The sequence below is a fragment of the Clavibacter sp. VKM Ac-2873 genome (assembly GCF_015351075.1).
Taxonomy (GTDB): Bacteria; Actinomycetota; Actinomycetes; order Actinomycetales; family Microbacteriaceae; genus Clavibacter.
In genome coordinates this window covers 663,157-686,910 of record NZ_JADKRS010000001.1, presented here as the reverse complement: position 1 = coordinate 686,910, position 23,754 = coordinate 663,157, and the positions used below count along the sequence as shown (strand labels likewise).

Below are 23,754 nucleotides of genomic sequence, written 5' to 3'. Positions count from 1 at the left end.
CGACGGCCCGCCCCCTGCGGAAGGGGACGGGCCGTCGTGGCGATCAGCGGATCAGTCGCGCGGCTTCCGCCCGCGACGCTCCGGGGCCGCGCCGCGCTCGGCGGCACGGGGGCCGCCGCGGTCGGGCCGGATGTCGATCGGCCGGCCGTTGATGACCGTGCTCGCGAGCTTGTCGAGCTTGTCCTGCGGCAGGCCCGCCGGCAGCTCGACCAGCGAGAAGTCCGGGCGGATGTCGATGTGGCCGAAGTCCTCGCGGCTGAAGCCGCCCTCGTTGGCGAGCGCGCCCACGATCTGGCGGGGCTCCACGCGGTGGCGTCGGCCGACGTCGATGCGGTACGTCGCCATGTTGCCGCTGCCGCGCGCGGGACGGGCGCGACGCTCGCCGCGGTCGTCACCGTCGCGGGAGGGGCGGTCGTCGCGGCGCTCGCGCTCGACGCGCGGCGGACGGAGGTCGTCGGCCGAGAGGAGGAGCGGGGTGTCGCCCTGCGCCACGATGGCGAGCGCGGCGGCCACGTCGGACTCGACGACATCGTGGTGGTTGACGTAGTGGCCCACGATGTCGCGGAACGCGTCCAGGCGCTCGCGGTCGGCGAGGGCCGCGGTGATCGCGTCGTCGAAGCGGGAGAGGCGCGTGACGTTCACGTCCTCCGCGCTCGGCATGCGCATCTCGGTGAGCGGCTGGCGCGTGGCCCGCTCGATCGCGGTGAGGAGGCGGCGCTCGCGGGGCGTGACGAAGCTGATCGCCGCGCCGCTGCGTCCCGCGCGACCGGTGCGGCCGATGCGGTGCACGTACGACTCGGTGTCGATGGGGATGTCGTAGTTGACGACGTGGCTGATCCGGTCGACGTCGAGGCCGCGGGCCGCCACGTCGGTGGCGACGAGGATGTCGAGCTTGCCCGACTTCAGCTGCTCGACCGTGCGCTCGCGCTGCGCCTGCGCGACGTCGCCCGAGATGGCCGCCGCCGCGTAACCGCGGGCCCGCAGCTTCTCGGCGAGCGTCTCCGTCTCGTTCTTCGTGCGGACGAACACGATCATGCCCTCGAAGTTCTCGGTCTCGAGGATGCGCGTGAGGGCGTCGACCTTCTGCGGGTACGACACCATCAGGTAGCGCTGCGTGGTGTTCGCCGAGGTCGTGGTCTTGTTCTTGACCGTGATCTCCTCGGGATCCTGCAGGTACTTGCCCGAGATGCGGCGGATCTGCGCGGGCATCGTGGCCGAGAACAGCGCGATCTGCTTCGACTTCGGGGTGTCCGCGAGGATCGTCTCCACGTCCTCCGCGAAGCCCATCTTGAGCATCTCGTCGGCCTCGTCGAGCACGAGGAACTTCAGCTGCGAGAGGTCGAGGGTGCCCTTGTCGAGGTGGTCCATGATCCGGCCCGGGGTGCCGACGACCACGTGCACGCCGCGGCGGAGCGCCGACAGCTGCACGCCGTAGCCCTGGCCGCCGTAGACGGGGAGCACGTGGACGCCGCGCATGCCGGACGCGTAGCGCTCGAACGCCTCGCACACCTGGAGCGCGAGCTCGCGCGTGGGCGCGAGCACGAGGGCCTGCGGGGTCTTCTGCGAGACGTCGAGGTTGGAGAGGATCGGCAGCGCGAACGCGGCCGTCTTGCCCGTGCCGGTCTGGGCGACGCCGAGGACGTCGCGGCCGGAGAGGAGGGAGGGGATCGTGGCCGCCTGGATCGCGGAGGGCGTCTCGTAGCCCACGTCCTTGAGTGCCTTCAGCACCTGGTCGGAGAGACCGAGGTCGCTGAAGGTCGTGCGGGGGGCGGCGTCCGCGTCGGGGGTGGATGCGGTGTCGTCAGTGCTCATGCCTCAACGGTAGGGGGTCGGGGACGCCCCGGGCCCCACGGCGGGCGGATCGGCGGACAGGCGGGGTCACCGCGGCCGGCGCCCGACGTACGCCGTGCGGGATCCGCGCAGCCGCAGGTCGGGGATCCGCGCCAGAGCGTGCGGGCCGTCGTCGTCGAGGAGCGCGTCGACGGCGGCCAGGTCGTCGGCGTCCAAGCGGTCGGCGGCGCGCTCGCGGACGCGGGCCAGCCAGGCGCGGGCATAGGGGAGCGTCGCGGCGGCGGCGATCGGATCCGCGGGGTCCGGATCGATGCGGAACGCGCGCGTCGCGACGTCGACGAGACCCGCGTCGCGCAGCCACGGCGCCCAGTCCGGATGCGACGGCCCGCCGGCGCCGCCGTGCGTGACCGCGTCGTCGAGGCGGTCGGCGAGGCCGGGCCGGCCGAGGGCGGGATCGAGCCGATCGGGCAGGAAGCGCGGCGGGCCGTCCATCTCGACGACGACGAGGATCCCGCCCGGCGCGAGGCCGTCGCGGACGCGCGCGAGGAGCCGAGCGGGGTCGGCGACCTCGTGCAGCATGAGCGACGCCCATACCACGTCGGCTGCCGGCAGCGCGGGCCAGCCCGCGTCCAGGTCGGCGCGCACGGGGCGGATCCGGTCGGCGAGCCCGTCGACGACGGCGCGCTCGGCGACCCGGTCGAGCATGGCCGCGCTCGCGTCGACGGCGTGCACCTCGGCCCGGTCGAAGCGCCGCGCGAGCGCCACCGTCCCGGTGCCGGTCCCCGCGCCGAGGTCGACGACCACGCGGCCGGCGGTGTCGCGCGCGAGGCGGCGGACCCAGGTGGTCAGCTCGAGCTGGTGGCGGTGCAGGATCCGCGCGTCGAGGTCGAGCATGCGGGCGAGCGAGGGGTCGGCGGCGGCGGGGGCGTGGTGCGGGTGCGTCATGGATCCAGGGTGGCGCACTCCTGCCCCAGGCGCATACGATCTTGCCCATGACGCAAGAGCCCGACCTCGACGCCCTCGTCCGCCAGCGCATCCGCAGCCTCCGCGAGGCCCGCGGCTGGTCGCTCGACGCGCTCGCGGCCCGCTGCTTCCTCAGCCCGTCGACGCTCAGCCGCATCGAGACCGGTCACCGGCGCATCGCGCTCGACCAGCTCGTGCCCATCGCCCGGGCCCTCGAGACGTCGCTCGACGCGCTCATGGAGTCGGGCGACGACGCCGACGTCGTCATCCGCCCGCAGGAGGACGCGCAGGCGGGGCGCACGACGTGGATCCTGTCGCGCGGCGGGGCGAGCGGCTCGGGTTCCTTCGTCGCGAAGATGCGCATGACGCCGACGCGGCCCGTCCCCGTGGACCAGCTCGGCGTCCACCCCGGCCGGGACTGGTTCACGGTGCTCTCCGGCACGGCGAGGCTCCAGCTGGGGGAGCGGACGATCCTGGTGGAGGCGGGCGACGCGGCCGAGTTCTCGACCATGGTGCCGCACGCCATCGGCGCCCACCGCGGGATCGTCGAGATCCTCACGATCCTCGACCGCGACGGGCAGCGCGCGCACCTGCGGACGACGGGGACGGCGGCCCTCGCCGGAGCCGCCGAGCCGGCTGATGCGTCGGCCGCGGCGGCGTCGGAGGCCTAGCCCTCCGGTGTCGGGACCCTAGCCCTCCGGGGTCGGGGCGTCGGTCGGGGCGGGACTCGGGTCGGGGCCGGGGTCGACCGGATCGGTGGTCGCGGGCGGATCCGTGGGCGCGGGGTCGACCGGATCGGTGGTCGCGGGCGGATCGGTGGGCGCGGGGTCCACGGGATCGGTCGTCGGCACCGGGTCGGTCGTCGGCACCGGATCCGTCGTCGGCTGGGGATCGGTCGTCGGCCCGGGGTCGCTGCCCGTTCCGCCGTCGGATCCGCCGGTGCCGCCACCGCCGGTGCCACCGCCGGTGCCGCCGCCGGTGCCACTGCCGCCTCCCGGGGTGAACGTCCCCGTCCCCGGTCGCGTGCCGGGTCGCGACGGGATGTTCGGCGCCTTCGGGACCACCGGGAGCGCGATGCGGTCCGGGGCGGGGGTGGCGAGCGTGAGGGTCACGACCGTGCCGGGCGCGACGCGCGTGCCGGGGGCGGGATCCTGGCTGGCGACGATGCCGACGTCCTGGCGGACGAATCCGCCGCCGCTGGCGCCCGCGAAGGCGATCCCGAAGCCGGACGCGGCGAGCGTGTCGCCGGCGTCGGCGCCGCTCATGCGCGTCACGTCGACCATCTCGACCAGGCCGTCGGCCGAGACGGGGAGCGGGTTGGCCGGATCCGTGGCGTTCGGCACCGGCCGGGAGTCGGAGATCTCGATGGCGTCGGCGTCCGCGACGTCGTCGCGCGCCGAGGGGAGGGCGGAGGCGACCGCGCCGCCCGCGATGAGCACGAGGGCGAGGCCGGCCGCGACGCCGCCGGCCGCGCGGGTGCGGACCCGGGGATCCAGGCGGCGCCGCTGCGGATGAGCGGGATGAGCCCCGCGACGAGGACGACGACGCCGAGCGCGATGAGGAGGCCGGGGATCCCGGCGATGAGGGCGGCGGCCACGACGAGCACCGCGGCGACCGCGAGCGCCGCCCACGGCCAGGTGCTGCGGCCGCGCAGGGCGGGCGCGGTGGCGGAGGCGGTGGTGCGCGCGACCGGGGCGGAGGCGGCGCTCGTGGCCGGCCGCGGCGGCGCGAAGCGGCCGGCCGCGGACGAGGTGCGCGGGGCGGGATCCGAGGCATCCCGGGCCGCACCGGTCGGCGGCTCCATCGGGAGTCCGGCGGGAGGGTCGGCGAGGGCGCCCGTGGGCGGTGCCATCGGATAGCCGGCGGGCGGCGCGACGGGAGCGCCCGTGGGCGGTGCCAGCGGTGCGCCGAGAGGAGCGTCCACGGACGCGTCGACGGCGGATCCCGCCGGCGGGGCGAGCGGTGCGGCCTCGGGGGCGTAGTCATCGGGCAGCGGCGACTCGCTGATCAGGCGCGGCTCGGGCGTCGACGATGCCCGGCCCGGGAACACGCGGCGGGTGGAGACGAGCGACGTCCAACGGGTGCCGTCCCAGAAGCGCTGGTTGCCCTCGCCGTCGCCGAACCAGCCGGGCTCGTCGGACGACGGGGTGACCGACGTCGGGGACGCGGGCGGCGGGGTCGACGACATGGTGCTCCTCAAGAGAGCGTTCCCCAGGTGGGGGAACTGCTCCTCCGCCCAGATTAGGCGGCGCTCGGGCCGGCCGGGAAGCCCGGACGCCGGGCCGGCCCTCCTCCCGCACCCCCAATCAGGGGCGTCGCGACGGGCGTCAGGCGGCCAGCGGGGAGCCGGCCGCCGCGGCCCCGGCGCCGGTCGCCACGAGGAGCGGCGCGAGGTCGACCTCGAGGCTGCGCGTGCCGGCGTGGCGGAAGCCGTCGTCGCTGCCCGCGAAGGCGACGCAGGCGGGATCGCCCGGGAGCGGGGCGCTGGCGACGGCCGCGACGGGTCGGACGGGGTAGGTGGTGGGGGAGACGGACACGGACATGGGATCCTCCTGATCTCAGCGCCCAGGCGGGCGGTGCACCCAGGTTCGCGGACCGCGGGCGCGCGCGCGTCCTCCTGGCGGACCCCGCCCCTCATCCCCCGGGGGGAGTCGTGCGGGTCGCCAGGCGGCACGGGTCGGGCCGCGGCGCGATCAGCCGATGCGGATCCGCGCGCGGGCCGCGTCGAGGTCGCGCGCGTCGAGCCCGTGCCCGCCCACTCGGACGTGGGAGGAGACGTCGGCGCCGCGGTCGACGGCCTCGCGCACGGTCCGCTCCACGTCGACGAGCGGCGCCATGACGTCCGCGTCGCCGTTGAGGAGCGTGATCCGGGCGTGCGCCAGGTCGGCGGCCGGCGCCCGGTCGCCGAGCGGCCAGCGCGCGGAGAAGGCGATCGTCTCCGGCAGCGCCGACGGGTGCAGCAAGGTGGTCGCCAGCGCCATGTTCGCCCCGTTCGAGAAGCCGACCGCGAGGATCGCGCGCCCGTCGAGACCGTAGGCCGATCGCGCCTCGGCGACCAGGTCGGCGAGCTCGGCCGCGCGGGCGACCACGTCGTCGACGTCGAAGACGCCCTCCGCGTGCCGGCGGAACCAACGGGCCGCGGATCCTTCGCGCACGCTGCCGCGCGGCGCGAGCACCGGCTGCCCGGGCGCCAGGAGCCGGGCGAGCTCGAGGCCCTGCCGCTCGTCGGCGCCCGTGCCATGGAGGCCGAGGATCACGGGCCCGGTGTCGGCGCCCGGCAGGAACTCGTGCGGCGTGCGGTCGAGGAGCGCGCTCACGCGGCAGCGCCGTCGGCCGGCGCGGGCTCCTCGTCGGGCAGGCGCAGCGGCGGCACCGCGGCTTCGATGTCCGCGCGGCTGGGCTCCAGCCACGGCGGGAGGCGGAGGCTGCGGCCGAGCTCGAGCAGCGGCTCGTCGATGTCGAAGCCGGGGGTGTCCGTCGCGATCTCGAACAGCACGCCGCCGGGCTCCCGGAAGTAGATGGAGGTGAAGTACTGCCGGTCGAGGATCTGCGTCACCTGGTGCCCGCGGTCCACCAGCTCGTCGCGCCACGCCTGCTGCTCGACGCGGCCCGGCACGCGGAACGCCACGTGGTGCATGGTGCCGCCGGCGGTGAGGCCCCGCTGCGCGCGCGGGTCGGCGACGAGGTCGACGATCGCGCCGGGTCCGCCGTCGCCCGCGGCGAAGCGGAAGCGGCCGTCGCGCTCGTCGACGAGCCGGAGCCCGAGGTCGTCGGCGAGTACGGACGCCGTGCCCGCGGGATCCCGCACGGTGAGCACCGAGGAGTGCTGGCCGCGGATCGCGTGCGGGGCGGGGACGTCTGCCGAGTCCCACGGCGCGCGCGGGTCGTCGACGGAGGAGGCCACGAGGTCGATCTGCAGCCCGTCGGGGTCGCGGAGCGAGAGGCGCTCCTCCTCGGATCCGGTCGACGAGATCGACGAGGCGACGCCGACGCCGCGCAGGTGCTCGGCCCACCAGCCGAGACTGCCGGCGGGCACGGAGAACGCGGTCGTCGTGGACTGGCCGGCGCCGACGCGGGCCGCGGGCACGCCCTTCCACGGGAAGAAGGTGAGGAGGGATCCGGGCCGGCCCTCGGTGTCGCCGTAGTAGAGGTGGTAGCTGCCCGGCTGATCGAAGTTGACGGTGCGCTTGACGAGCCGGAGGCCCATCGCGCGCACGTAGAAGTCGACGTTCCGCTGCGGGTCGCCGCCGATGGCGGTCACGTGGTGCAGTCCCTGGGTGCTGGCGGTCATGAGGCGCTCCTTCCGCGCGGCCCGGTCGGGCCATGTCCATGCAAACGCATGGGACGGCGGATCATTCCCGGGGGACGCGAGAGGGGAGGCGGCGGCGCCACCTCCCCTCCGTCGTGCGCACGCGTCAGTCGTCGAGGTGCGCGATGGCGTAGTCCGCCTCCTCGGCGGTGAACTTCTCCCCGTAGGCGCTGGTGAGCTGGTCGCGGATCGCGGAGGGCGACATGGCGGCCATCTCCCGGTACGTCTTCGCCTTCGCCAGGGCGTTCGCGTTCCAGTCGGCCTGCACGTTGTCCACGGCATACTGCGCGGCCTCCGGCGTGAACTGCTCGCCGTACTCGCTCGTGAGCTGGTCGTAGAGACCGGCCTTGCTCATGTCGAGGCTGTTCGCGTACGTCCCGGCCTTGATGAGCGCGGTCGCGCTCTCGGCCGGGACGGCGGGTGCGGCGGGCTCCGCGGGGGCAGTCGTCTCCTCGACGGCCGGCGCGCTCGGCGCGCTCGGCGCGCTCGTCTCCGGTGCGGCGGTCGGCAGGGCCTCGGCCTCAGCGGAGGACTCCGCGACCTCGGCCGCGCCCGTCGAGCTGCCCACGGAGCCGAGGGCGGCGGCGAACACGAGGGTGACGACCAGCGACGTGACGGCGCCGAGGGCGCCGAGCGACAGGCCGGTGATCGCCATGCCCTTGCTCTGCGCGCGACGGAGGGCGAGGATCCCGAGCACCACGGCCGCAGCTCCGGCCAGCAGCCCGAAGAAGGGGACGAGACCCGAGAGGAAGGCGACGATGCCGACGACCAGCGCCGCGATCGCGAGGCCCTTCGGGCGGACGCCGAACGGCGGCGGGGGTGGCGGCATCGTGGCGGTGCCATTCGGGGCGGGCGGCCCGTAGGGGCTGGGCGGCGGGGGCTGGTGCGGGTCCGGGGACGGGTGTCCCGGCTGGTCGGGTGCGGTCATGCCCGCAGCCTGTCAGCGCGGCGGATCGTCAGGACGCCGAGAGGGCCGCGGCCGCACCCCCAGTACGCGGGCGGCGCACCCCCACTTCGCGGGCGGGCGTCAGCGGGTCGCGGACGCGCGATCCGCCCGGCGCAGCGTCAGGGCGTCGAGCGCCGGACGCCGGTCGAGGAGCAGGCGGAGCGCGCTGATCGCGGCCTCCATCTCACGCGCGGGGAGCGCCCCGCCGATCGCGTCGTGCACGGCGGCCTCGGCGGCGCGCACGTCGGCCACGCGGCGCGACCCCTCCGCGGTCAGGCGCAGGACGACGCTGCGGCGGCTGCGGGGATCCGGATCGCGGTGCACGAGGCCCTGGCGCACGAGCGCGTCGACGAGGCGGCTGGGCGAGCCGGCCTCGCAGACCAGCCGGGCGCCGAGGCCGGCCAGGCTGATCCCGGGCGCCTCGGCGAGCACGACGACGGCCTCCGCCTGCGCGGGCGTCAGGCCGGTGGGCGCGAGCGCCGCCGCGTACGCGCGGGCGCCCTCGCGCTGCGCCCCGAGGATCAGGTAGCGGAGCTCCTCGGCCGGGCTCATGCTGTGCCTGCCGCGATCCCCGCTCCGACGGCGACGCCGACCTCGTCCCGGACGAACGCGGCCACCGCGGCCGCGTACTCCTCCGGATGCGTGAAGCGCAGCATGTGCCCGGTGCCGTCGATCACCTGCTCGCGAGCGTGCGGCAGCCCGTCTCTCAGCGCGGCAGCCGCGGCGGGGCCCACGAGCCGGTCGTCCTCCGGCGTGAGGAGCAGCGTCGGCACGTCGACCCGGCGCAGCCGCGCGCGCACGTCGAACCCGACGACCGCGCCGACGCGGGCGGAGTACGCGGCCGCGGGCGTGTGGATCCGGAACAGCTCGCGGTAGTCGCGCGGCGTGAGCGGGTGCGGTGCCGCCGCGTCCAGCCGTGAGGCGAGCTGGGCGGCGTGGAAGCGGAGCACGCCCTGCTCGTAGACGACGCGCGGCACGTGCCGGGCGAGCGACGCGGCGCGCGTCTTCCAGGCGGGGGTCGGATCCGCCGCGAAGCCGCCCGAGAGCACGAGCCCGGCGAGCCCGCGCGGTCGGCGGAGCGCGAGGGCGAGGCTCACCACGGCGCCGAAGGAGTCGCCGACGAGCACGTACCGCGGCAGGTCGGCGACGGCGTCCTCGAGGGCGTCGGCCGTCTCCTCGACGGTCCGGGCGTCGTCCGGGAGCCGCAGCGTGCGCGTCGGGTGCCCGTGGAGCGCGCGGAGGGGAGCGAAGTCCCACGGCGCACCGGAGAAGCAGGGGACGCCGACGAGGACGGGCGAGGACGGGATCGATGACATGTCATCAATCCACGGACGCGCGACGACGAGCGGCAGCCCCCGATCGGGACGCGCTCAGCCCCCGACGGCCCGCCGCACCAGCTCCGCCACGCGCTCCTCGTTCGCGGGATCCACCGCGGTCAGCGCGTACGCGGTCGGCCACATGGTGCCCTCGTCGAGCTGCGCCGGATCCTGGAAGCCGAGCGTCGAGTACCGGGTGCCGAACTTCGATCCCGGCTGGAAGAACACGACGGGCTTGCCGTCCGCGTCCGCGTAGGCCGGGAAGCCGTACCAGGTCTTGGGCGCGAGATCGGGCGCGTGCTCGAGCACGATCCCGTGCAGCCACTCGGCGATCGCGCGCTCCTCGGACGGCATCGCGGCGAACGCGTCGAGCACGCCCTGCAGCGCGGCCGCCTGCTTGTCGGCGGCCTTCTGCTGCTTGGCCTCCTCGCGCAGCTCGCGGGCGCGCTGCTTCATCGCGTCGCGCTCGTCCTTGGAGAAACCGCCGTCGGTCATGTCCGCTCCCTCGCGTGGTGGTGTCCCTGGAGCGTGGCAGGCGGGCGGGCAGCCGACAAGCGTCCGGCGGATCTGCACCCCGGCGCGACGGCGTACCGTCGGACCATGAGCACCCACGAGCAGGACCAGCCCATCATGGACGGCGCCGGCGAGGCCACCGCGGACGAGAAGCGCGCCGGGCTCGCCGAGCAGGTCGCCTACGACCACCGCGACAGCGGATCCGAGGCCATGGCCGCCGACCTCGAGCGCCGCACCGCCGACGCGGGCCTCGGCGACGGACCGGCGGATCCCGCCGCGACGCAGGCGATCTCCACCGGCCGCGACGGCGTCGCCGGCGAGGCCGACGCCGAGGTCGACGGGCCCCACCCCGCCTGATCCGCCCGACACGCCCGCGAGGAGCCGCCCGGAATGCCCGGGCGGCTCCTCGCCGTTGGGGCAGGGGATGACCGAGAACCGAGTGACCCCCGCCCGCACGCCCGCCCCCGCCGCGTCCCCACGCTCCGACGGCACCGGCCGCACGGCCCTCGTGGTCGGCGCCACCGGCATCAGCGGATCCGCGCTGGTCGACCAGCTCACCGCCGAGGGCTGGGACGTGCTCGCCCTCAGCCGCCGCGCGGGCGCCGACCGCCCGGGCGTCCGCTGGATCAGCGCCGACCTCCGCTCCGCCGACGACCTCCGCCGCGCGCTCGCCGGGGAGCAGCCCACGCACGTGTTCTTCACGGCGTGGTCGCGCCAGGCCACCGAGCAGGAGAACATCGACGTCAACGGCGGCATGGTCCGCGACCTCCTCGCCGCCCTCGACGGCGCGCCCGTCGAGCACGCCGCGCTCGTCACCGGCCTCAAGCACTACCTCGGCCCGTTCGAGGCGTACGGGCAGGGCACGATGCCCGACACCCCGTTCCACGAGGAGGAGGAGCGCCTCGACGCGCCGAACTTCTACTACGCGCAGGAGGACGAGCTCTTCGCCGCGGCCGCGCGCCAGGGCTTCTCCTGGTCGGTGCACCGCTCGCACACGGTCATCGGCCACGCGGTCGGCAACCAGATGAACATGGGGCTGACGCTCGCGGTGTACGGATCCATCTGCCGCGACCTCGGCCTGCCGTTCGTGTTCCCCGGCAGCGCGACCCAGTGGGACGGGCTCACCGATGTCACGGACGCGACCGTGCTCGCCGACCAGATGATCTGGGCGTCCACCGCGGAGGCCGGCCGCGACGAGGCGTTCAACGTCGTCAACGGCGACGTGTTCCGCTGGCGCTGGATGTGGCCGCGCCTCGCCGCGTACTTCGGCGTGGAGCCGGTCGGGTTCGAGGACGCGCCGCGTCCGCTCGAGCAGCAGATGGCGGGCTACGAGGACGAGTGGGCGCGCATCGCCCGCGAGGCGGGGCTCGCGGAGTCGGACCTCGGCCGCATCGCCTCGTGGTGGCACACCGACGCCGACCTCGGCCGCGACATCGAGGTCGTCACCGACATCAGCAAGAGCCGGCTCGCCGGCTTCGCCACGCACCACCGCACGCTCGACAGCTTCCTCGGGCTGTTCGAGCGCTATCGCGCCGAGGGGCTCATCCCGCGCTGATCCGTCCGGTGCCGTCGTCCCGCGTGGCGGCGGCATCCACCGATCGGCCGATGCGGCGGATCGACCGCTCGGCCGTTCCGATCCCGACCGGTGCGCGCGAGGCTGGACCCATGACCACAGCAGCCGTCGAGGAGCACGTCCGCGTGCGCGACCTCGAGAAGACGTACGGCACGACCACCGCCCTCCGGGGCGTCACCTTCGACATCCACCGCGGCGAGACGTTCGCGCTCCTGGGCCCGAACGGCGCCGGGAAGTCCACGACCATCGAGATCCTCGAGGGGTACCGGCTCCGCACCGGCGGATCCGCGACCGTGCTCGGCGTGGATCCGGCGACCGGCGGCCGCGCCTGGCGCGCCCGCATCGGCATGGTGCTCCAGTCGAGCTCCGAGAGCGGCGCGATGACCGTGCGCGAGCAGGTCGCGCACTTCGCCCGGATGTACCCGCGACCGCGCGACGTCGACGCGACCATCGAGGCCGTGGGCCTCACCGAGAAGGCCGGCACGCTGCTGCGCGCGCTCTCCGGCGGGCAGCGGCGCCGGGTGGACGTGGCCCTCGGGATCATCGGCCGCCCCGAGCTGCTCTTCCTGGACGAGCCCACGACGGGCTTCGACCCCGAGGCCCGGCACCGGTTCTGGGACCTCATCCGCGAGCTCAAGGCGGAGGGCACGACCATCCTCCTCACGACGCACTACCTCGACGAGGCCGCGCAGCTGGGCGACCGGGCCGCGGTGATCGCGGGCGGGAGCCTGGTGGCGATCGGCCGGCTCGACGAGATCGGGGGAGAGGAGGCGCGGGTCCCGCGGGTGCTCTGGCGCGACGACGACGGATCCCACGACGAGCGCACGCGCACGCCCGGCGCGTTCGTCTCCCGCCTGTCCGAGGCCACGCCCGGCGGCGAGCCGCGCGACCTGCGCATCGTGCGGCCGAGCCTCGAGGACGTGTACCTCGGGCTGCTCGCCGAGGCGGGCGCCCCGGCTGCGGCCGGCGTCACGACCGCCGCCCCGGCCGTCGCCCCGGCATCCGCCGAGGAGGTGGCGGCATGACCGGCGTCCGCCCCGCGCCTGCCGTCCCGGACCGCGCCGTCGCCCTGCCGGGCGTCCTCCCGCTCGGGATCCACCGGGTCCGCTACGAGGTGCGCCGCTACTTCCGGCAGACCGACACGATCATCTTCACGTTCCTCTTCCCGGTCATCATGCTGTCGATCTTCTCGGTGGCGTTCGGCTCGTCCGGCAACCTCGGAACCGCGCCCGACGGATCCGGCGGCGTGAGCGCCGCGGCGTACTACCTGCCGGGCATGATCGCCGCGGGCATCCTCCTCTCGGGCGTGCAGAACCTCGCGGTCGACATCGCGATGGAGCGCAGCGACGGCACGCTCAAGCGGCTCGCCGGATCCCCGCTGCCCGTGCTCTCGTACTTCATCGGCAAGGCCGGGCAGGTGATCGTCACCTCGCTCCTGCAGGTCGTCGTGCTGCTCGTCGTCGCGCGGTTCGCGTTCGGCGTGGAGCTGCCGACCGACGCCGGCCGCTGGGCCACGTTCGCCTGGGTGTACGCGCTCGGGATCACGTCGTCGGCCGTGCTCGGCATCGCGCTCAGCCGCGTCCCGCGCTCCGGGGCCTCGGCCACGGCCGTCATCACGCCGATCGTGCTCGTGCTGCAGTTCATCAGCGGCGTGTACCTGGCGTTCACGATGCTGCCGACCTGGCTGCAGGACGTCGCGGCCTTCCTGCCGCTGAAGTGGATGGCGCAGGGCATGCGCGCCGTCTTCCTGCCCGACGCGCTCGCGGCGTCCGAGCGGGGTGGCACGTGGGACCTCCCGGGCGTCGCCGTCGTCCTCGCGATCTGGCTGGTGGGCGGCACGATCGCCGCGGTCGCCACCTTCCGCTGGATCCGCCGGGACTCCTGATCGTGCGCGACCAGCGGACGGGATGGCAGGCTCAGGGGATGATCCCCACCCGCACCGTCCACGTCGCCTACGCGGTGACGATGGCGCTGCTGGTCGTGCTGACCATCGGCGCCGGGAGCGACGCCGGCGGGGGCGCGTGGGGGGCGATCGCGGCGATGTCCGCCCTCTACCTGCTGGTCGGCCGCCGTGCGCTCGAGGCCTCCGCGGCGGCGACGGCGGCCAAGGCCGAGCCCGTGTCCCCGCTGCCGTCCGCGCTCGTCTTCCTCGCGCTCGTCATCCCGGCCGCCACCTGGGGCGTCGCGAGCCTGCCGTCGTTCGCCGTCGTGCAGTGCGTGCTGTGCCCGCTCGTCTGGCTGCTGCTGGACCGCGTGCGCGACGCGGTGATCGGCACCCTCGTGCTCACCGGATCCGTCGCCGTGGGCTTCGTCATCAGCTTCGGCGACCTGCCCGGCGCGATCCCGACCATGGCGGTGTCGCAGGGGCTGAGCCTCGGCGGGAGCATCGCCCTCGGGCTCTGGATCACGCGCATCGCCGACCTCAGCCACGAGCGCCTGCACCTGCTGGAGGGGCTCCGGGCCGCGCAGGCGCAGGTCGCGGAGCTCGGTCGCGAGGCGGGTGCCGCCCGCGAGCGGGAGCGGCTGTCCGCGGACATCCACGACACGGTCGCGCAGGACCTCACGGGCCTCGTGATGCTCGCCCAGCGCGGACGGCGGGAGCTCCGCGGCGGCGAGACGGACGCGATGGACCAGACCCTCGCCCAGCTCGAGGACGGCGCGCGCGACGCGCTCACCCAGACCCGCGCGATCGTCGCCGCCACGGCACCCGTCGAGCTGACGGACGGCCTCGGGGCGGCCCTCGCCCGGCTCGGCGCGCGCCTGGAGCGGGAGGCGGGCATCCCCGTCGACGTCCGCGCGGACGCGGGTGTCGGATCCGTCGACCGCGACGCCGAGGTGGTCCTTCTCCGCTGCGCGCAGGAGGGCCTCGCCAACGTCCGCCGGCACGCGGCCGCCGCGGCCGTGGAGCTGGTCCTCACCCGCGACGGCGCCGACCTCGTGCTCGCGATCCGCGACGACGGCCGCGGCTTCGACCCCGCGCGCGCGTCGGGCGGCTACGGCCTCGACGGCATGCGCCGCCGGCTCGACGCGGCCGGCGGGCGCCTCGACGTCACCAGCGGCGCCGGCGGCACCCGGCTCACGGCGCGCATCCCGGCGCGCGCCACGCCCGTGTCGTCCGCCGCGACCCCCGTGGACCCGCGCGGAGCCGACCCGACGGCCACGCCGGCCCCGCCCGCGACCCCCGCGCGGGCGCGCGCATGACGCCCGCGCCCATCCGCGTCGCCGTCGTCGACGACCACCCCGTCGTCCGCGGCGGGCTCGCGGCTCTGCTCGCCTCCGCCGACGACATCGACGTGGTCGGCCAGGCGGCCGACGGCGAGGCGGCGGTCGCGCTCGCCCGCGCCGAGCGCCCCGACGTGGTCCTCATGGACCTCCGCATGCCCGGGCTCGACGGCGTCGGCGCCACCGCGCGGATCCGCGAGGAGACGCCGGAGGTGCGCGTCCTCGTGCTCACGACCTACGAGACCGACGCGAGCATCCTCACGGCCATCGAGGCGGGCGCGAGCGGCTACCTGCTGAAGGCGGCGCCCGAGGAGGAGATCCTCGCGGGCGTCCGGGCCGTGGCCCGCGGCGAGGTCGCCCTCGCGCCCGCGATCGCCGCCGCCCTGGTCCGCCAGGTGGGTCGCCCCGCCGCGGAGCCCGCCCCGCCGGCTCCCGCCCTCAGCCCGCGCGAGACCGAGGTGCTCGCGCTCGTGGCGGCCGGCCGCACCAACGCGCGCATCGCCCTGGAGCTGCACGTGACGCCCGCGACCGTGAAGACGCACCTGCTGCACGTGTTCGAGAAGCTCGGCGTCGGCGACCGGACCCGCGCGGTCACGCTCGCGATGGAGCTCGGCCTGCTGCCGCCCGCCACCCGCCCCGCCCCGCGCTGACGCCGGGACCCGGACGGGTCAGGACGCCACGAACCCGCCGACCTCGAGCAGCGCGTGGTCGGTCGTCGAGCAGGCGCGCTCCGGCCATGCGACGAAGAGCGACGCGGTGGATCCGGGCGGGTACACGCGCAGCCCGTCCGCCGGGGTCAGCCCGCACTCCGCGTCGGGGTAGACCTGCCCGTCCGTGTAGTGCAGGGGCGCCTGCGCCGAGGCTCCCGGCTGCAGCGTGACGGTGGGGTGATCCGTGCCCCGGTCCAGCGTCGCGGGGAGCCCGAGCTGGGTCCCGTCCCCGTCGCCGACGAAGGAGACGCCCGGCCAGCCCTGCAGCGTGCAGGGCGCGGCGGAGGCGTTCGTGAGCACGACGGTCACGCGCTGCTGGTTCATCCCCGTGCCCTCGCCCGGGTCGCCGCCGGGGCCGGACGCCGGGGCGATCGAGCCGGTGAGCGCGTCGACCGCGCAGCGCGCGGCCTCCCCGGAGGCGGCCGGGTCGCCGGTCGCGCCGTCGGACGCCGCGGCGGTGGGGGAGGCGTCGGTCGCCGGGGTGGCGGTGGTGGTGGGGGCGATGCTGGCCGGCAGGTCGGCGGGTGGCGTGGACGGGGATCCACCGGGCGACCCGGTGCAGCCGGCCAGCGCGAGGGCGGCGGCGAGGGTCAGCGGCGCGAGCAGGAGGGGGAGCCGGGTGGGGAGGCGGGACGTGGTCATCACCCCGGTCTACGCCAGGTCCTGCCCGGACGCGAGCGGCTGTCCGCTCCGCGAGCCGGACGCGCGCCCGCCGCCGCGCGTCCGGGCCGCCCCCGTCCGCAGGCCAACGGCGGTAACGCTTGGATAACGTCTCCCGGAAGCCGTATCGGCGGCTGCGGAAATGGATAAGTTCTGACCGACGACAAACGCACGGACCGCCGCGACCCGGCCGCTCCGCCGGGCGTCGCCCGCACCGAACCCGCACCACCACCAGCACTCACCGCATCAGCACCCGACCCGAGGACGCGTCGGAGCACCCGGGCCCTCGCGACGACGCGACCGCCCGGTGCCCGCACGACCCGGACGGGCCACCGAGAGGACCCGCCGCCATGGCATCCGGACGACACGCACGAAAGATCAGCTCCCTCCTCCTCCTCGCCGGCGTCGCCGTCGGCATGACCGCGTGCGCGCCGCAGGGCGCCACGAACACCGGCTCCGGCGACGGCGGCGACGCCGCGGCCGGCACCGAGTGCAACGTCGGCATCTCGATGCCGACCCGCAGCCTCGAGCGCTGGATCAACGACGGCGAGGGCCTGAAGACCAAGCTCGAGGGCGACAGCTGCACCGTCGACCTCCAGTACGCCGACAACAAGACCGACGCCCAGATCAGCCAGATCCAGAACCAGGTCGCGGGCGGCGCCAAGATCCTCGTGGTCGCGGCCGTCGACGGCAAGACGCTGGGCCCGGCCCTCGAGGACGCCAAGAAGCAGGGCGTCACGGTCATCGCCTACGACCGCCTCATCAACGGCACGGACGCCGTCGACTACTACGCCACCTTCGACAACTACAAGGTCGGCACGCTGCAGGGCCAGTTCATCAAGGACACGCTCGACCTCGACAACGCGGCAGGGCCCTTCACGCTCGAGCCCTTCGCCGGCAGCCCCGACGACAACAACGCCGGCTTCTTCTTCGGCGGCGCGTGGGACGTCCTCCAGCCCTACGTCGCGAGCGGCAAGCTGACGGTGCCGTCGGGCAAGGCGCCCGCCACGAGCGCCGACTGGCAGGCCATCGGCATCCTCGGCTGGGGATCCGACGACGCGCAGGCCGAGATGGACAACCGCCTGCAGTCCTTCTACACGGGCGGCCAGAAGGTCCAGGTCGTGCTCTCGCCCAACGACAGCCTCGCGCTCGGCATCGAGGCGTCGCTCTCGAGCGCCGGCTACGCGCCCGGCGCCGACTGGCCCGTCATCACCGGCCAGGACGCCGACAAGGCCAACGTGCAGGCGATCCTCCAGGACAAGCAGTCCATGACCGTCTGGAAGGACACCCGGGCGCTCGGCGACCAGGTCCAGAAGATGATCGGCGAGATCGTCAAGGGCGAAGAGGTCACCGTCAACGACACCAAGTCGTACGACAACGGCAAGAAGGTCGTCCCGTCGTTCCTCCTCGACCCGCAGGTGGTCGTGAAGGACGACGTGAAGTCCGTGCTCATCGACTCCGGCTTCCTCAAGGCGTCCGACGTCGGCCTGTAGCCCGACCCCGCGGCCGACGGGCGCCCGGCACCACGCCGGGCGCCCGTCGGCCGCGCATCCGTCTCCACCCGGCGCGCGCCTCCCGGCGCGCTCCACCGACCCGAACGGGAACCAGGAGCATCAATGGACGACGTCATCCTGCAGATGACCGGCATCGTCAAGGAGTTCACGGGCGTGCGCGCCCTCGACGGCGTGGACGTGACCGTCCGCCGCGGCGAGGTGCACGCCATCTGCGGCGAGAACGGCGCGGGCAAGTCGACGCTGATGAAGGTGCTCAGCGGCGTCTACCCGCACGGCTCGTACGAGGGCACCATCACGATCGACGGCCGCGAGGTCCGCTACGGATCCATCAACGACAGCGAGCGCGACGGCGTGGTGATCATCCACCAGGAGCTCGCGCTCAGCCCCTACCTCTCCATCGCGGAGAACATCTTCCTCGGCAACGAGATGTCGCGCGGCGGCGTCATCGACTGGAACAGGACGAACCTCGAGGCCGTCAAGCTCCTCAAGCGCGTGGGCCTCGACGAGAACCCGGCGACGCGCGTGCTCGAGCTCGGCGTCGGGAAGCAGCAGCTCGTGGAGATCGCGAAGGCGCTGTCCAAGGAGGTGAAGCTCCTGATCCTCGACGAGCCGACCGCGGCGCTCAACGACGACGACTCCGCGCACCTGCTGGGCCTCATCCGCCTGCTGCGCGACGACGGCATCACGAGCATCATCATCAGCCACAAGCTCAACGAGATCCGGGCCATCGCGGACGACGTCACCGTCATCCGCGACGGGAAGACCATCGAGACCTTCCCCGTCACGGACTCCGACGAGATCGAGACGCGCATCATCCGCGCCATGGTCGGTCGGCCGCTCGACGCGCAGTTCCCGCCGCGGGATCCGCACATCGGCGAGGAGAAGCTCCGCGTGGAGGGCTGGACCGTGCACCACCCCGTGGACGTCGACCGGGTCGTCGTCCACGACGCGTCCTTCAGCGTCCGCGCGGGCGAGGTCGTCGGGTTCGCCGGCCTCATGGGCGCGGGCCGCACGGAGCTCGCGATGAGCATCTTCGGGCGCTCGTACGGCACCGGGATCACCGGGCGGATCTTCAAGGACGGCAAGGAGATCCGCACCCGCACCGTGAGCGAGGCGATCAAGAACGGCATCGCCTACGCGACGGAGGACCGGAAGCGCTACGGACTCAACCTCATCGGCAGCATCACCGTGAACGTCTCGGCCGCCGCGCTCTCCAAGCTCGTCAAGCTCGGCGTGATCGACCGGCACCGCGAGTACGCGGTCGCCGACGACTACCGCAAGCGGATGAACATCAAGACGCCCGACGTCTCGGGGGTGGTCGGCAAGCTGTCCGGCGGCAACCAGCAGAAGGTCGTGCTCAGCAAGTGGATCTACTCGGGTCCCGACGTGCTCATCCTCGACGAGCCCACCCGCGGCATCGATGTGGGGGCGAAGTACGAGATCTACAGCATCATCAACCAGCTCGCGGCCGAGGGGAAGGCGGTCATCGTCATCTCCTCCGAGCTGCCCGAGCTCATCGGCCTCTCGGACCGGATCTACACGATCGCCGAGGGGCGGCTCACCGCCGAGGTCTCCCGGGCCGACGCGACACAGGAGGAGCTGATGCGGCACATGACCGCCAGCCGGAAGTCAGGAGTCGACCAGTGACCGTCACCGCCGAGCAGGCCACATCGCCCAACGCGCCCGCGCCCGACGGCGTGAGGACGCGCAAGCGCCGCCGCATCGACCTGCGCCAGTACGGGATCCTCGCGGCGCTGGCCGTCATCATCCTGCTGTTCCAGATCCTCACCGAGGGGCGGCTGCTCTACCCGGGCAACGTCGCGAACCTCATCCAGCAGAACGCGTACGTGCTGATCCTCGCGATGGGCATGGTCATCGTGATCATCGCGGGCCACATCGACCTGTCGGTGGGCTCGGTCGTCGCGACCGTCGGCGCCGTGGCCGCGCTCAGCATGAACGAGTGGGGGCTGCCGTGGGGGACCGCGGTGGTGCTGTCGCTCGTGGTCGGCGCCGTGATCGGCGCGTGGCAGGGCTTCTGGGTGGCGTTCGTCGGGATCCCCGCGTTCATCGTCACCCTGGCAGGCATGCTCGTGTTCCGCGGCGTCGCGCTGGTGCTCCTCACGGGCGGCACGATCTCGGGCCTCCCGGCGGAGTTCAACTCCATCGGCTCCGGGAACCTGCCGACCACCGGCGCCCCCGACCTCCTCACGCTCGGGATCGGCGCGCTCGTGTCGATCGCGCTCGTGGTGCAGCAGCTGCGCACCCGCGCCACGCTCCGCAAGCTCGAGCTGCCGCGCGAGCGGGCGATCTCCTTCTGGATCCGCACCGCCATCGCCGTCTTCGCGATCATGTACCTCTGCTACCTGCTGGCGTACAACCGCGGGACGCCGATCATCCTGATCATCCTGGCGACGCTCGTGCTGCTCTACTCGTTCCTCCTGACGCGCACGGTCTTCGGTCGGCACGTGTACGCGATGGGCGGCAACCTGTTCGCCGCGATGATGTCGGGCGTCAAGACCCGGTGGGTCAACTTCTTCATCTTCGTGAACATGGGCCTGCTCGCCGGGCTCGCGGGCGTGGTCAGCACGGCGCGCGCCGGATCCGCGGTGGCGTCGGCCGGCCAGAGCTTCGAGCTCGACGCGATCGCCGCGGTGTTCATCGGCGGCGCGGCCGTGCAGGGCGGCGTCGGCACGGTGGTGGGCGCGGTCATCGGCGGGCTCGTGATGGGAGTGCTCAACCAGGGCCTGTCGATCCTGTCGGTCGACGCGGCATGGCAGCAGGTCATCAAGGGCCTGGTGCTGCTCCTCGCGGTCGCCTTCGACGTCTACAGCAAGCGCCGCTCCGGGCGCTGACCCGCGACGCGCACGGCACGCGGCCCGGCCGACCCCACGCGGGGCGGTCGGGCCGTCCGTCGTCCGGGGGCTGGCGGGCCGCCCGCCGGAGGCGGTGCCGCTGACCGCTTCAGGTGGTCGAGCGCGAGGAGGACGGTCGACCGATCCTCCTCTTCGACGAGGGGCCCGAGGGCCGCCGCATCTGATCAGCCGCGGTGGCGTCCGCGGGGTCGCGGGGTGGCGGCCGCGGTCGGGGCCGCGTCGACGCCCGGGTGCGACGGATCGGCCCGGGCGGCCTCGGCTACCCCCTCGGCCATCGCGTCGGAGTGCACGTGGTCGCCCTCGGCCACGACGTCCGCGGCGGCCGAGGCGCGGCGCCTGCGCCGGGTCTGCACGGCGCCCGTGATGATCGTGACCGCCGCGTAGGCGATGAGCGCGACCGCCGCGGCCGGGATGATCCAGCTGCGGGCCTGCCCGTTCACGGCCTGGTTCGCCCAGCCGACGAGCGGCACCGAGTACCAGACCTCGCCCTGTATCTGTCCCGGGGTGACGGGCAGCGAGTCGGGTGACGCGTTGTTGTCGCCCTGGAAGGTGAAGGAGCGCGTGCCGTCCGAGGCGGACGAGATGGCGGTGATGCGGTGCGTGATGACCGCCGGGTCGCCCGAGCGGATCTGGTACGTCGCGACGTCGCCGACCTCCAGCGCGTCGGGGTCGACGGGCCGCACCACGATGAGCGTGCCCGGCGGGAGCGTCGGCTCCATCGACTGCGTGAGGATCGTCAGCGGCACGGATCCCGAGACCTTCGGCACCACGAGCAGCACGGCCGCGAGCCCGATGACGAGCAGCAGGATCCCGACGCTGAGCCCCACGGCCGCCGAACGGGCGAGCTGCCGGACGCCGCCGCGCGGCCGGGTGCCGGCCTCGAGCTCGACGGGGGCGAGGTCGTCCGCGGGGCGCCCGAGGGCGTCGCCGTGCCGTGCGCGGCGGCGGGGGAGGAGGCGGGGCATGGTCGGTGGTCCGGATCGGGTGGTCGGTGTCAGGAGCAGCGGAAGCCGCGCGCGCCGCTCTGCGGGAAGGCGACGACCGTGCCGTTCGCGACCTGGCGCACCTTCGCGCCGTTGCCGTCGAGGAGGTCGACGGAGACCGGCACCTGGCCGTCGGCCGCGAGCGTCGACGGCACCTGGTCGCGCGTGATGGCGGCCTTGCCGTACGAGCCCTGCGACGTGGCGATGCGCGTGCCGTTGACCATCACGCCGTAGTTGGAGGAGGAGGGCGCGACCGAGGTGTCCCAGCTCACGAAGACGTACCAGTCGCCGTCGGTGGGCTGGCAGCTGAAGCCGCCCGTGACGGCGGGCGCGGGCGTGGTCTGCCGGGCGGAGGCGGTGTCGCGGCCGGTCCAGCTGCCGGATCCGAGGACCGTCGTGAGCGTGGCCGTGACGGAGGCGGCGGCCGTGGGGAACGCGGTCGCGGTGGTGCGCACGCACCAGGTGACGGCGGCACCCGCCGACAGGGTCCCGGAGAGGGTGGGCGGGACCACCCAGTTGGCGGTGGAGGCGTCCGGGCCGATGGCGGTGGAAGCCGTGCAGCCGGATCCGACGGCGGTCCAGGCGACGACGCGCACGTTGCGCGCGAAGTACTGGTCGTCCTGCGCCGAGGTGGGCGCCGTCATCGTGCCGGTCCAGGCGGCGCGGGTGGATCCCGTGTTCGTCACGACGACGGCCGCGGTGCGGCTGGGGCTCTTCGCCGTGAGCTCGCCCGCGAGGCGGTCGAAGCCGCTCTCGGTCACGGCGACGGTGGCGCTCGCGACGTTCGTCTTCGCGGTGGTCGTCGACGCCCAGAGCGCGTGACCCGCGGTGGCGCCGAGCCCGACGAGGAGGACGGTGAGGCCCACGAGGAGCGCCGCGTGCGCGCGACCGAGGCGGCGCCGTGCGCGGGTCACGGCTGCACCTGGGTCCCGACGAGCGTGAACCCGAGCTGCGCGGTGGAGCCCTGCACGGACTGGGGCGCGTCCTTGTCGAGCACGACCTCGGTGCAGACGACCGACGAGGCGCCGGGCTGGATGCGGACGAATCCGGCGGGCGTGTGCAGCTGGCCGGGACGGCCGGAGAACGTCGTGGCGCCGTGCACGCAGTCGGCCGTCGTCGCGACGGGTCCGAGGCGCAGCGAGAGCTCGCCCGGGAAGGCCGAGTTCGACGAGGTGCCTTGCGTGGAGATGGCCACGTCCAAGGCTACCGTGCCGGTGTTCTTCGCGGTGAAGGCGCCGACGGTGCCGTCGCCCGGGAGCAGCTTCGTCACGTCGAGGGCGGCCTGCTGGGTGACGACGAGTCCGCTGGATCCGCTGGTGACGCCCGACGGGGCGGCCTTCGCGGATCCGTTCCAGAGGGCGTAGCTGCCGCCGGTGGCGGCGAGGGAGGCGACGACGACCGCGGTGAGGAGGCCGGTGGTGAGCCAGGCGGCGCGGAGGGGGCTGCGGCGGGCCGGCTGCGCCGAGCGGCGGCCGTGGAGGGGGAGCGCCGCGGCGGAGCGACGGCCACGAGCGGGACGGGGGGCGGGTGCCTGCCTCGTGCTCATGTCGTGTCGCTCCGGTTCGTGTCGCGGGTGGTCCGTGATGCGGGTGGTTCGTGATGGGGGTCGTGCGTGATGGGGTCGTGCGGGGGATGCGGTGGAGCCCCCTCCCCGCGGGTGACGTCACCGCGGGGAGGGGAGACGCGGGACTAGATCGCGCGCTGCGTGAGCGTGAAGGCGAGCTTGTCGAAGGAGAGCGAGCCGTTCTGGCCGGTCGTCGCGGCGGAGGGGAAGGTCACCGTGAGGACGACGTTCACCTTGGAGGCGGCCGTCGAGGGCTTGACCGTGAAGGTGTTCGCGGCGGTGGCGGGGGTGATGCTGGCGTCGGTCGAGGTGACGTCGAGCTTGGTGGTGATGGCCGCCTTGAGCGCCGCGTCGCCGGTGATGGAGACGGGGTTGTAGGTGAGGTCCGCGGCGAGCGAGTCGCCGGTCGCCGTGACGGTCAGGGCGCTCGTGTACTGGAGGACGTTGCCCGGGACGATGCGGTAGGTGGCGGGGTCGATGACCTTGCTGCCGCCGTTGGTGATGTCGGTCCAGACGCCCGCGTTGTCCGCGGCGATGGCCAGGTTGCCGGAGGAGACGCTGGAGGCCGCGACCGTGGCGTTGGCGTTCCACAGCGCGAAGCTGCCGGCGCCGCCGAGGAGGAGGACGATTCCAGCGGCACCTGCTACGGCACCGGAGACGATCTTGTTCATGGGGTTTCCTGTTCTTCGCGCGGTGTGCCGCGCATGCTCATGGGGAGGCGGCGGGTGGGTGTCCCGCCGGTCGTCTCCGGTCCTGCTTCAGCGCCTCAGCGGCGCTCCCGCGGTGTCGTCCCGGTGTTCCTTCGACATGCATCACT

General features: G+C 74.4%; 26 protein-coding genes. 11 read left to right on the top strand and 15 right to left on the bottom strand.

Annotation, left to right across the window (positions count from 1 at the left end; translation table 11 throughout):
• Positions 1-51: 51 nt before the first annotated feature.
• Both ITJ44_RS03190 and ITJ44_RS03185 read right to left on the bottom strand, forming a co-directional pair.
• Positions 52-1,812, bottom strand: coding sequence for a DEAD/DEAH box helicase (locus ITJ44_RS03190; RefSeq protein ID WP_194633312.1), 1,761 nt, complete (start codon positions 1,810-1,812; stop codon positions 52-54).
• Between the two features lie 66 nt (positions 1,813-1,878).
• Complete coding sequence (locus ITJ44_RS03185; protein WP_194633311.1) at positions 1,879-2,736, bottom strand: trans-aconitate 2-methyltransferase; 858 nt, start codon at positions 2,734-2,736, stop codon at positions 1,879-1,881.
• A gap of 47 nt (positions 2,737-2,783) precedes the next feature.
• Between ITJ44_RS03185 and ITJ44_RS03180 the strand changes: the two genes are divergently transcribed.
• Positions 2,784-3,425 carry a helix-turn-helix transcriptional regulator gene (locus tag ITJ44_RS03180; protein ID WP_194633310.1) on the top strand — a complete coding sequence of 214 codons (642 nt, stop codon included), beginning with the start codon at positions 2,784-2,786 and terminating at the stop codon, positions 3,423-3,425.
• A gap of 18 nt (positions 3,426-3,443) precedes the next feature.
• On the opposite strand, the gene ITJ44_RS15780 is transcribed toward ITJ44_RS03180, so the two are convergent.
• Entirely contained in the window at positions 3,444-4,193 is a 750-nt protein-coding gene (locus ITJ44_RS15780) for a PASTA domain-containing protein (RefSeq protein WP_370551608.1), read from the bottom strand.
• 141 nt (positions 4,194-4,334) lie between these two features.
• Between ITJ44_RS15780 and ITJ44_RS15775 the strand changes: the two genes are divergently transcribed.
• Complete coding sequence (locus ITJ44_RS15775; protein ID WP_228494470.1) at positions 4,335-4,613, top strand: hypothetical protein; 279 nt, start codon at positions 4,335-4,337, stop codon at positions 4,611-4,613.
• Positions 4,614-5,081: 468 nt separating this feature from the next.
• On the opposite strand, the gene ITJ44_RS03170 is transcribed toward ITJ44_RS15775, so the two are convergent.
• The 7 genes from ITJ44_RS03170 to ITJ44_RS03140 form a co-directional block, all read right to left on the bottom strand.
• Positions 5,082-5,297, bottom strand: coding sequence for a hypothetical protein (locus ITJ44_RS03170; protein WP_194633309.1), 216 nt, complete (start codon positions 5,295-5,297; stop codon positions 5,082-5,084).
• 150 nt (positions 5,298-5,447) lie between these two features.
• Positions 5,448-6,071 (bottom strand): carboxylesterase, encoded by a 624-nt coding sequence (locus ITJ44_RS03165; protein ID WP_194633308.1) that lies wholly within the window; start codon positions 6,069-6,071, stop codon positions 5,448-5,450.
• Complete coding sequence (locus tag ITJ44_RS03160; RefSeq protein WP_194633307.1) at positions 6,068-7,045, bottom strand: ring-cleaving dioxygenase; 978 nt, start codon at positions 7,043-7,045, stop codon at positions 6,068-6,070. The genes ITJ44_RS03165 and ITJ44_RS03160 overlap by 4 nt, the downstream gene beginning before the upstream one ends.
• A gap of 124 nt (positions 7,046-7,169) precedes the next feature.
• Entirely contained in the window at positions 7,170-7,991 is an 822-nt protein-coding gene (locus ITJ44_RS03155) for an Ltp family lipoprotein (protein ID WP_228494469.1), read from the bottom strand.
• A gap of 99 nt (positions 7,992-8,090) precedes the next feature.
• Entirely contained in the window at positions 8,091-8,561 is a 471-nt protein-coding gene (locus ITJ44_RS03150) for a MarR family winged helix-turn-helix transcriptional regulator (RefSeq protein WP_194633306.1), read from the bottom strand.
• Entirely contained in the window at positions 8,558-9,325 is a 768-nt protein-coding gene (locus ITJ44_RS03145) for an alpha/beta fold hydrolase (RefSeq protein WP_194633305.1), read from the bottom strand. Before ITJ44_RS03145 ends, ITJ44_RS03150 begins: the two co-directional genes overlap by 4 nt.
• A 54-nt stretch (positions 9,326-9,379) precedes the next feature.
• The gene (locus ITJ44_RS03140) at positions 9,380-9,820 is read right to left on the bottom strand and encodes an iron chaperone (protein WP_194633304.1); all 441 of its coding nucleotides are present in this window, start codon (positions 9,818-9,820) and stop codon (positions 9,380-9,382) included.
• A gap of 105 nt (positions 9,821-9,925) precedes the next feature.
• Here ITJ44_RS03140 and ITJ44_RS03135 point away from each other — a divergent pair, with 105 nt between their 5' ends.
• From ITJ44_RS03135 to ITJ44_RS03110, 6 genes are all read left to right on the top strand, one after another.
• Complete coding sequence (locus tag ITJ44_RS03135; RefSeq protein ID WP_194633303.1) at positions 9,926-10,195, top strand: hypothetical protein; 270 nt, start codon at positions 9,926-9,928, stop codon at positions 10,193-10,195.
• Between the two features lie 67 nt (positions 10,196-10,262).
• Entirely contained in the window at positions 10,263-11,393 is a 1,131-nt protein-coding gene (locus tag ITJ44_RS03130; protein ID WP_194633302.1) for an SDR family oxidoreductase, read from the top strand.
• A gap of 110 nt (positions 11,394-11,503) precedes the next feature.
• Positions 11,504-12,436 carry an ABC transporter ATP-binding protein gene (locus ITJ44_RS03125; RefSeq protein WP_194633301.1) on the top strand — a complete coding sequence of 311 codons (933 nt, stop codon included), beginning with the start codon at positions 11,504-11,506 and terminating at the stop codon, positions 12,434-12,436.
• On the top strand, positions 12,433-13,296 hold the full coding sequence (locus ITJ44_RS03120; protein ID WP_194633300.1) for an ABC transporter permease: 864 nt from the start codon (positions 12,433-12,435) through the stop codon (positions 13,294-13,296). Before ITJ44_RS03125 ends, ITJ44_RS03120 begins: the two co-directional genes overlap by 4 nt.
• A 38-nt stretch (positions 13,297-13,334) precedes the next feature.
• Positions 13,335-14,612, top strand: a complete 1,278-nt coding sequence (locus ITJ44_RS03115) for a sensor histidine kinase (protein ID WP_228494468.1) — start codon at positions 13,335-13,337, stop codon at positions 14,610-14,612.
• The gene (locus ITJ44_RS03110) at positions 14,609-15,283 is read left to right on the top strand and encodes a response regulator transcription factor (protein ID WP_194633298.1); all 675 of its coding nucleotides are present in this window, start codon (positions 14,609-14,611) and stop codon (positions 15,281-15,283) included. Before ITJ44_RS03115 ends, ITJ44_RS03110 begins: the two co-directional genes overlap by 4 nt.
• An 18-nt stretch (positions 15,284-15,301) precedes the next feature.
• On the opposite strand, the gene ITJ44_RS03105 is transcribed toward ITJ44_RS03110, so the two are convergent.
• Positions 15,302-15,985 (bottom strand): DUF4232 domain-containing protein, encoded by a 684-nt coding sequence (locus ITJ44_RS03105; RefSeq protein WP_194633297.1) that lies wholly within the window; start codon positions 15,983-15,985, stop codon positions 15,302-15,304.
• 368 nt (positions 15,986-16,353) lie between these two features.
• Here ITJ44_RS03105 and ITJ44_RS03100 point away from each other — a divergent pair, with 368 nt between their 5' ends.
• From ITJ44_RS03100 to mmsB, 3 genes are all read left to right on the top strand, one after another.
• Positions 16,354-17,496, top strand: a complete 1,143-nt coding sequence (locus tag ITJ44_RS03100; protein WP_194633296.1) for a sugar-binding protein — start codon at positions 16,354-16,356, stop codon at positions 17,494-17,496.
• Between the two features lie 123 nt (positions 17,497-17,619).
• Positions 17,620-19,164, top strand: a complete 1,545-nt coding sequence (gene mmsA, locus ITJ44_RS03095) for a multiple monosaccharide ABC transporter ATP-binding protein (protein WP_194633295.1) — start codon at positions 17,620-17,622, stop codon at positions 19,162-19,164.
• A complete protein-coding gene (mmsB, locus tag ITJ44_RS03090) occupies positions 19,161-20,369 on the top strand; it encodes a multiple monosaccharide ABC transporter permease (RefSeq protein WP_194633294.1) in 1,209 nt (402 codons plus the stop codon). Before mmsA ends, mmsB begins: the two co-directional genes overlap by 4 nt.
• Positions 20,370-20,554: 185 nt before the next feature.
• Here the strand turns inward: mmsB and ITJ44_RS03085 are convergent, their stop codons facing one another.
• From ITJ44_RS03085 to ITJ44_RS03070, 4 genes are all read right to left on the bottom strand, one after another.
• Positions 20,555-21,355 (bottom strand): signal peptidase I, encoded by an 801-nt coding sequence (locus ITJ44_RS03085; protein ID WP_194633293.1) that lies wholly within the window; start codon positions 21,353-21,355, stop codon positions 20,555-20,557.
• 29 nt (positions 21,356-21,384) lie between these two features.
• Complete coding sequence (locus tag ITJ44_RS03080) at positions 21,385-22,287, bottom strand: hypothetical protein (RefSeq protein WP_194633292.1); 903 nt, start codon at positions 22,285-22,287, stop codon at positions 21,385-21,387.
• Positions 22,284-22,919: a TasA family protein gene (locus tag ITJ44_RS03075; protein WP_194633291.1), complete on the bottom strand. Its 636-nt coding sequence runs from the start codon at positions 22,917-22,919 to the stop codon at positions 22,284-22,286. Before ITJ44_RS03075 ends, ITJ44_RS03080 begins: the two co-directional genes overlap by 4 nt.
• Positions 22,920-23,062: 143 nt before the next feature.
• Positions 23,063-23,608 (bottom strand): alternate-type signal peptide domain-containing protein, encoded by a 546-nt coding sequence (locus tag ITJ44_RS03070; RefSeq protein WP_194633290.1) that lies wholly within the window; start codon positions 23,606-23,608, stop codon positions 23,063-23,065.
• Positions 23,609-23,754 lie beyond the last annotated feature (146 nt).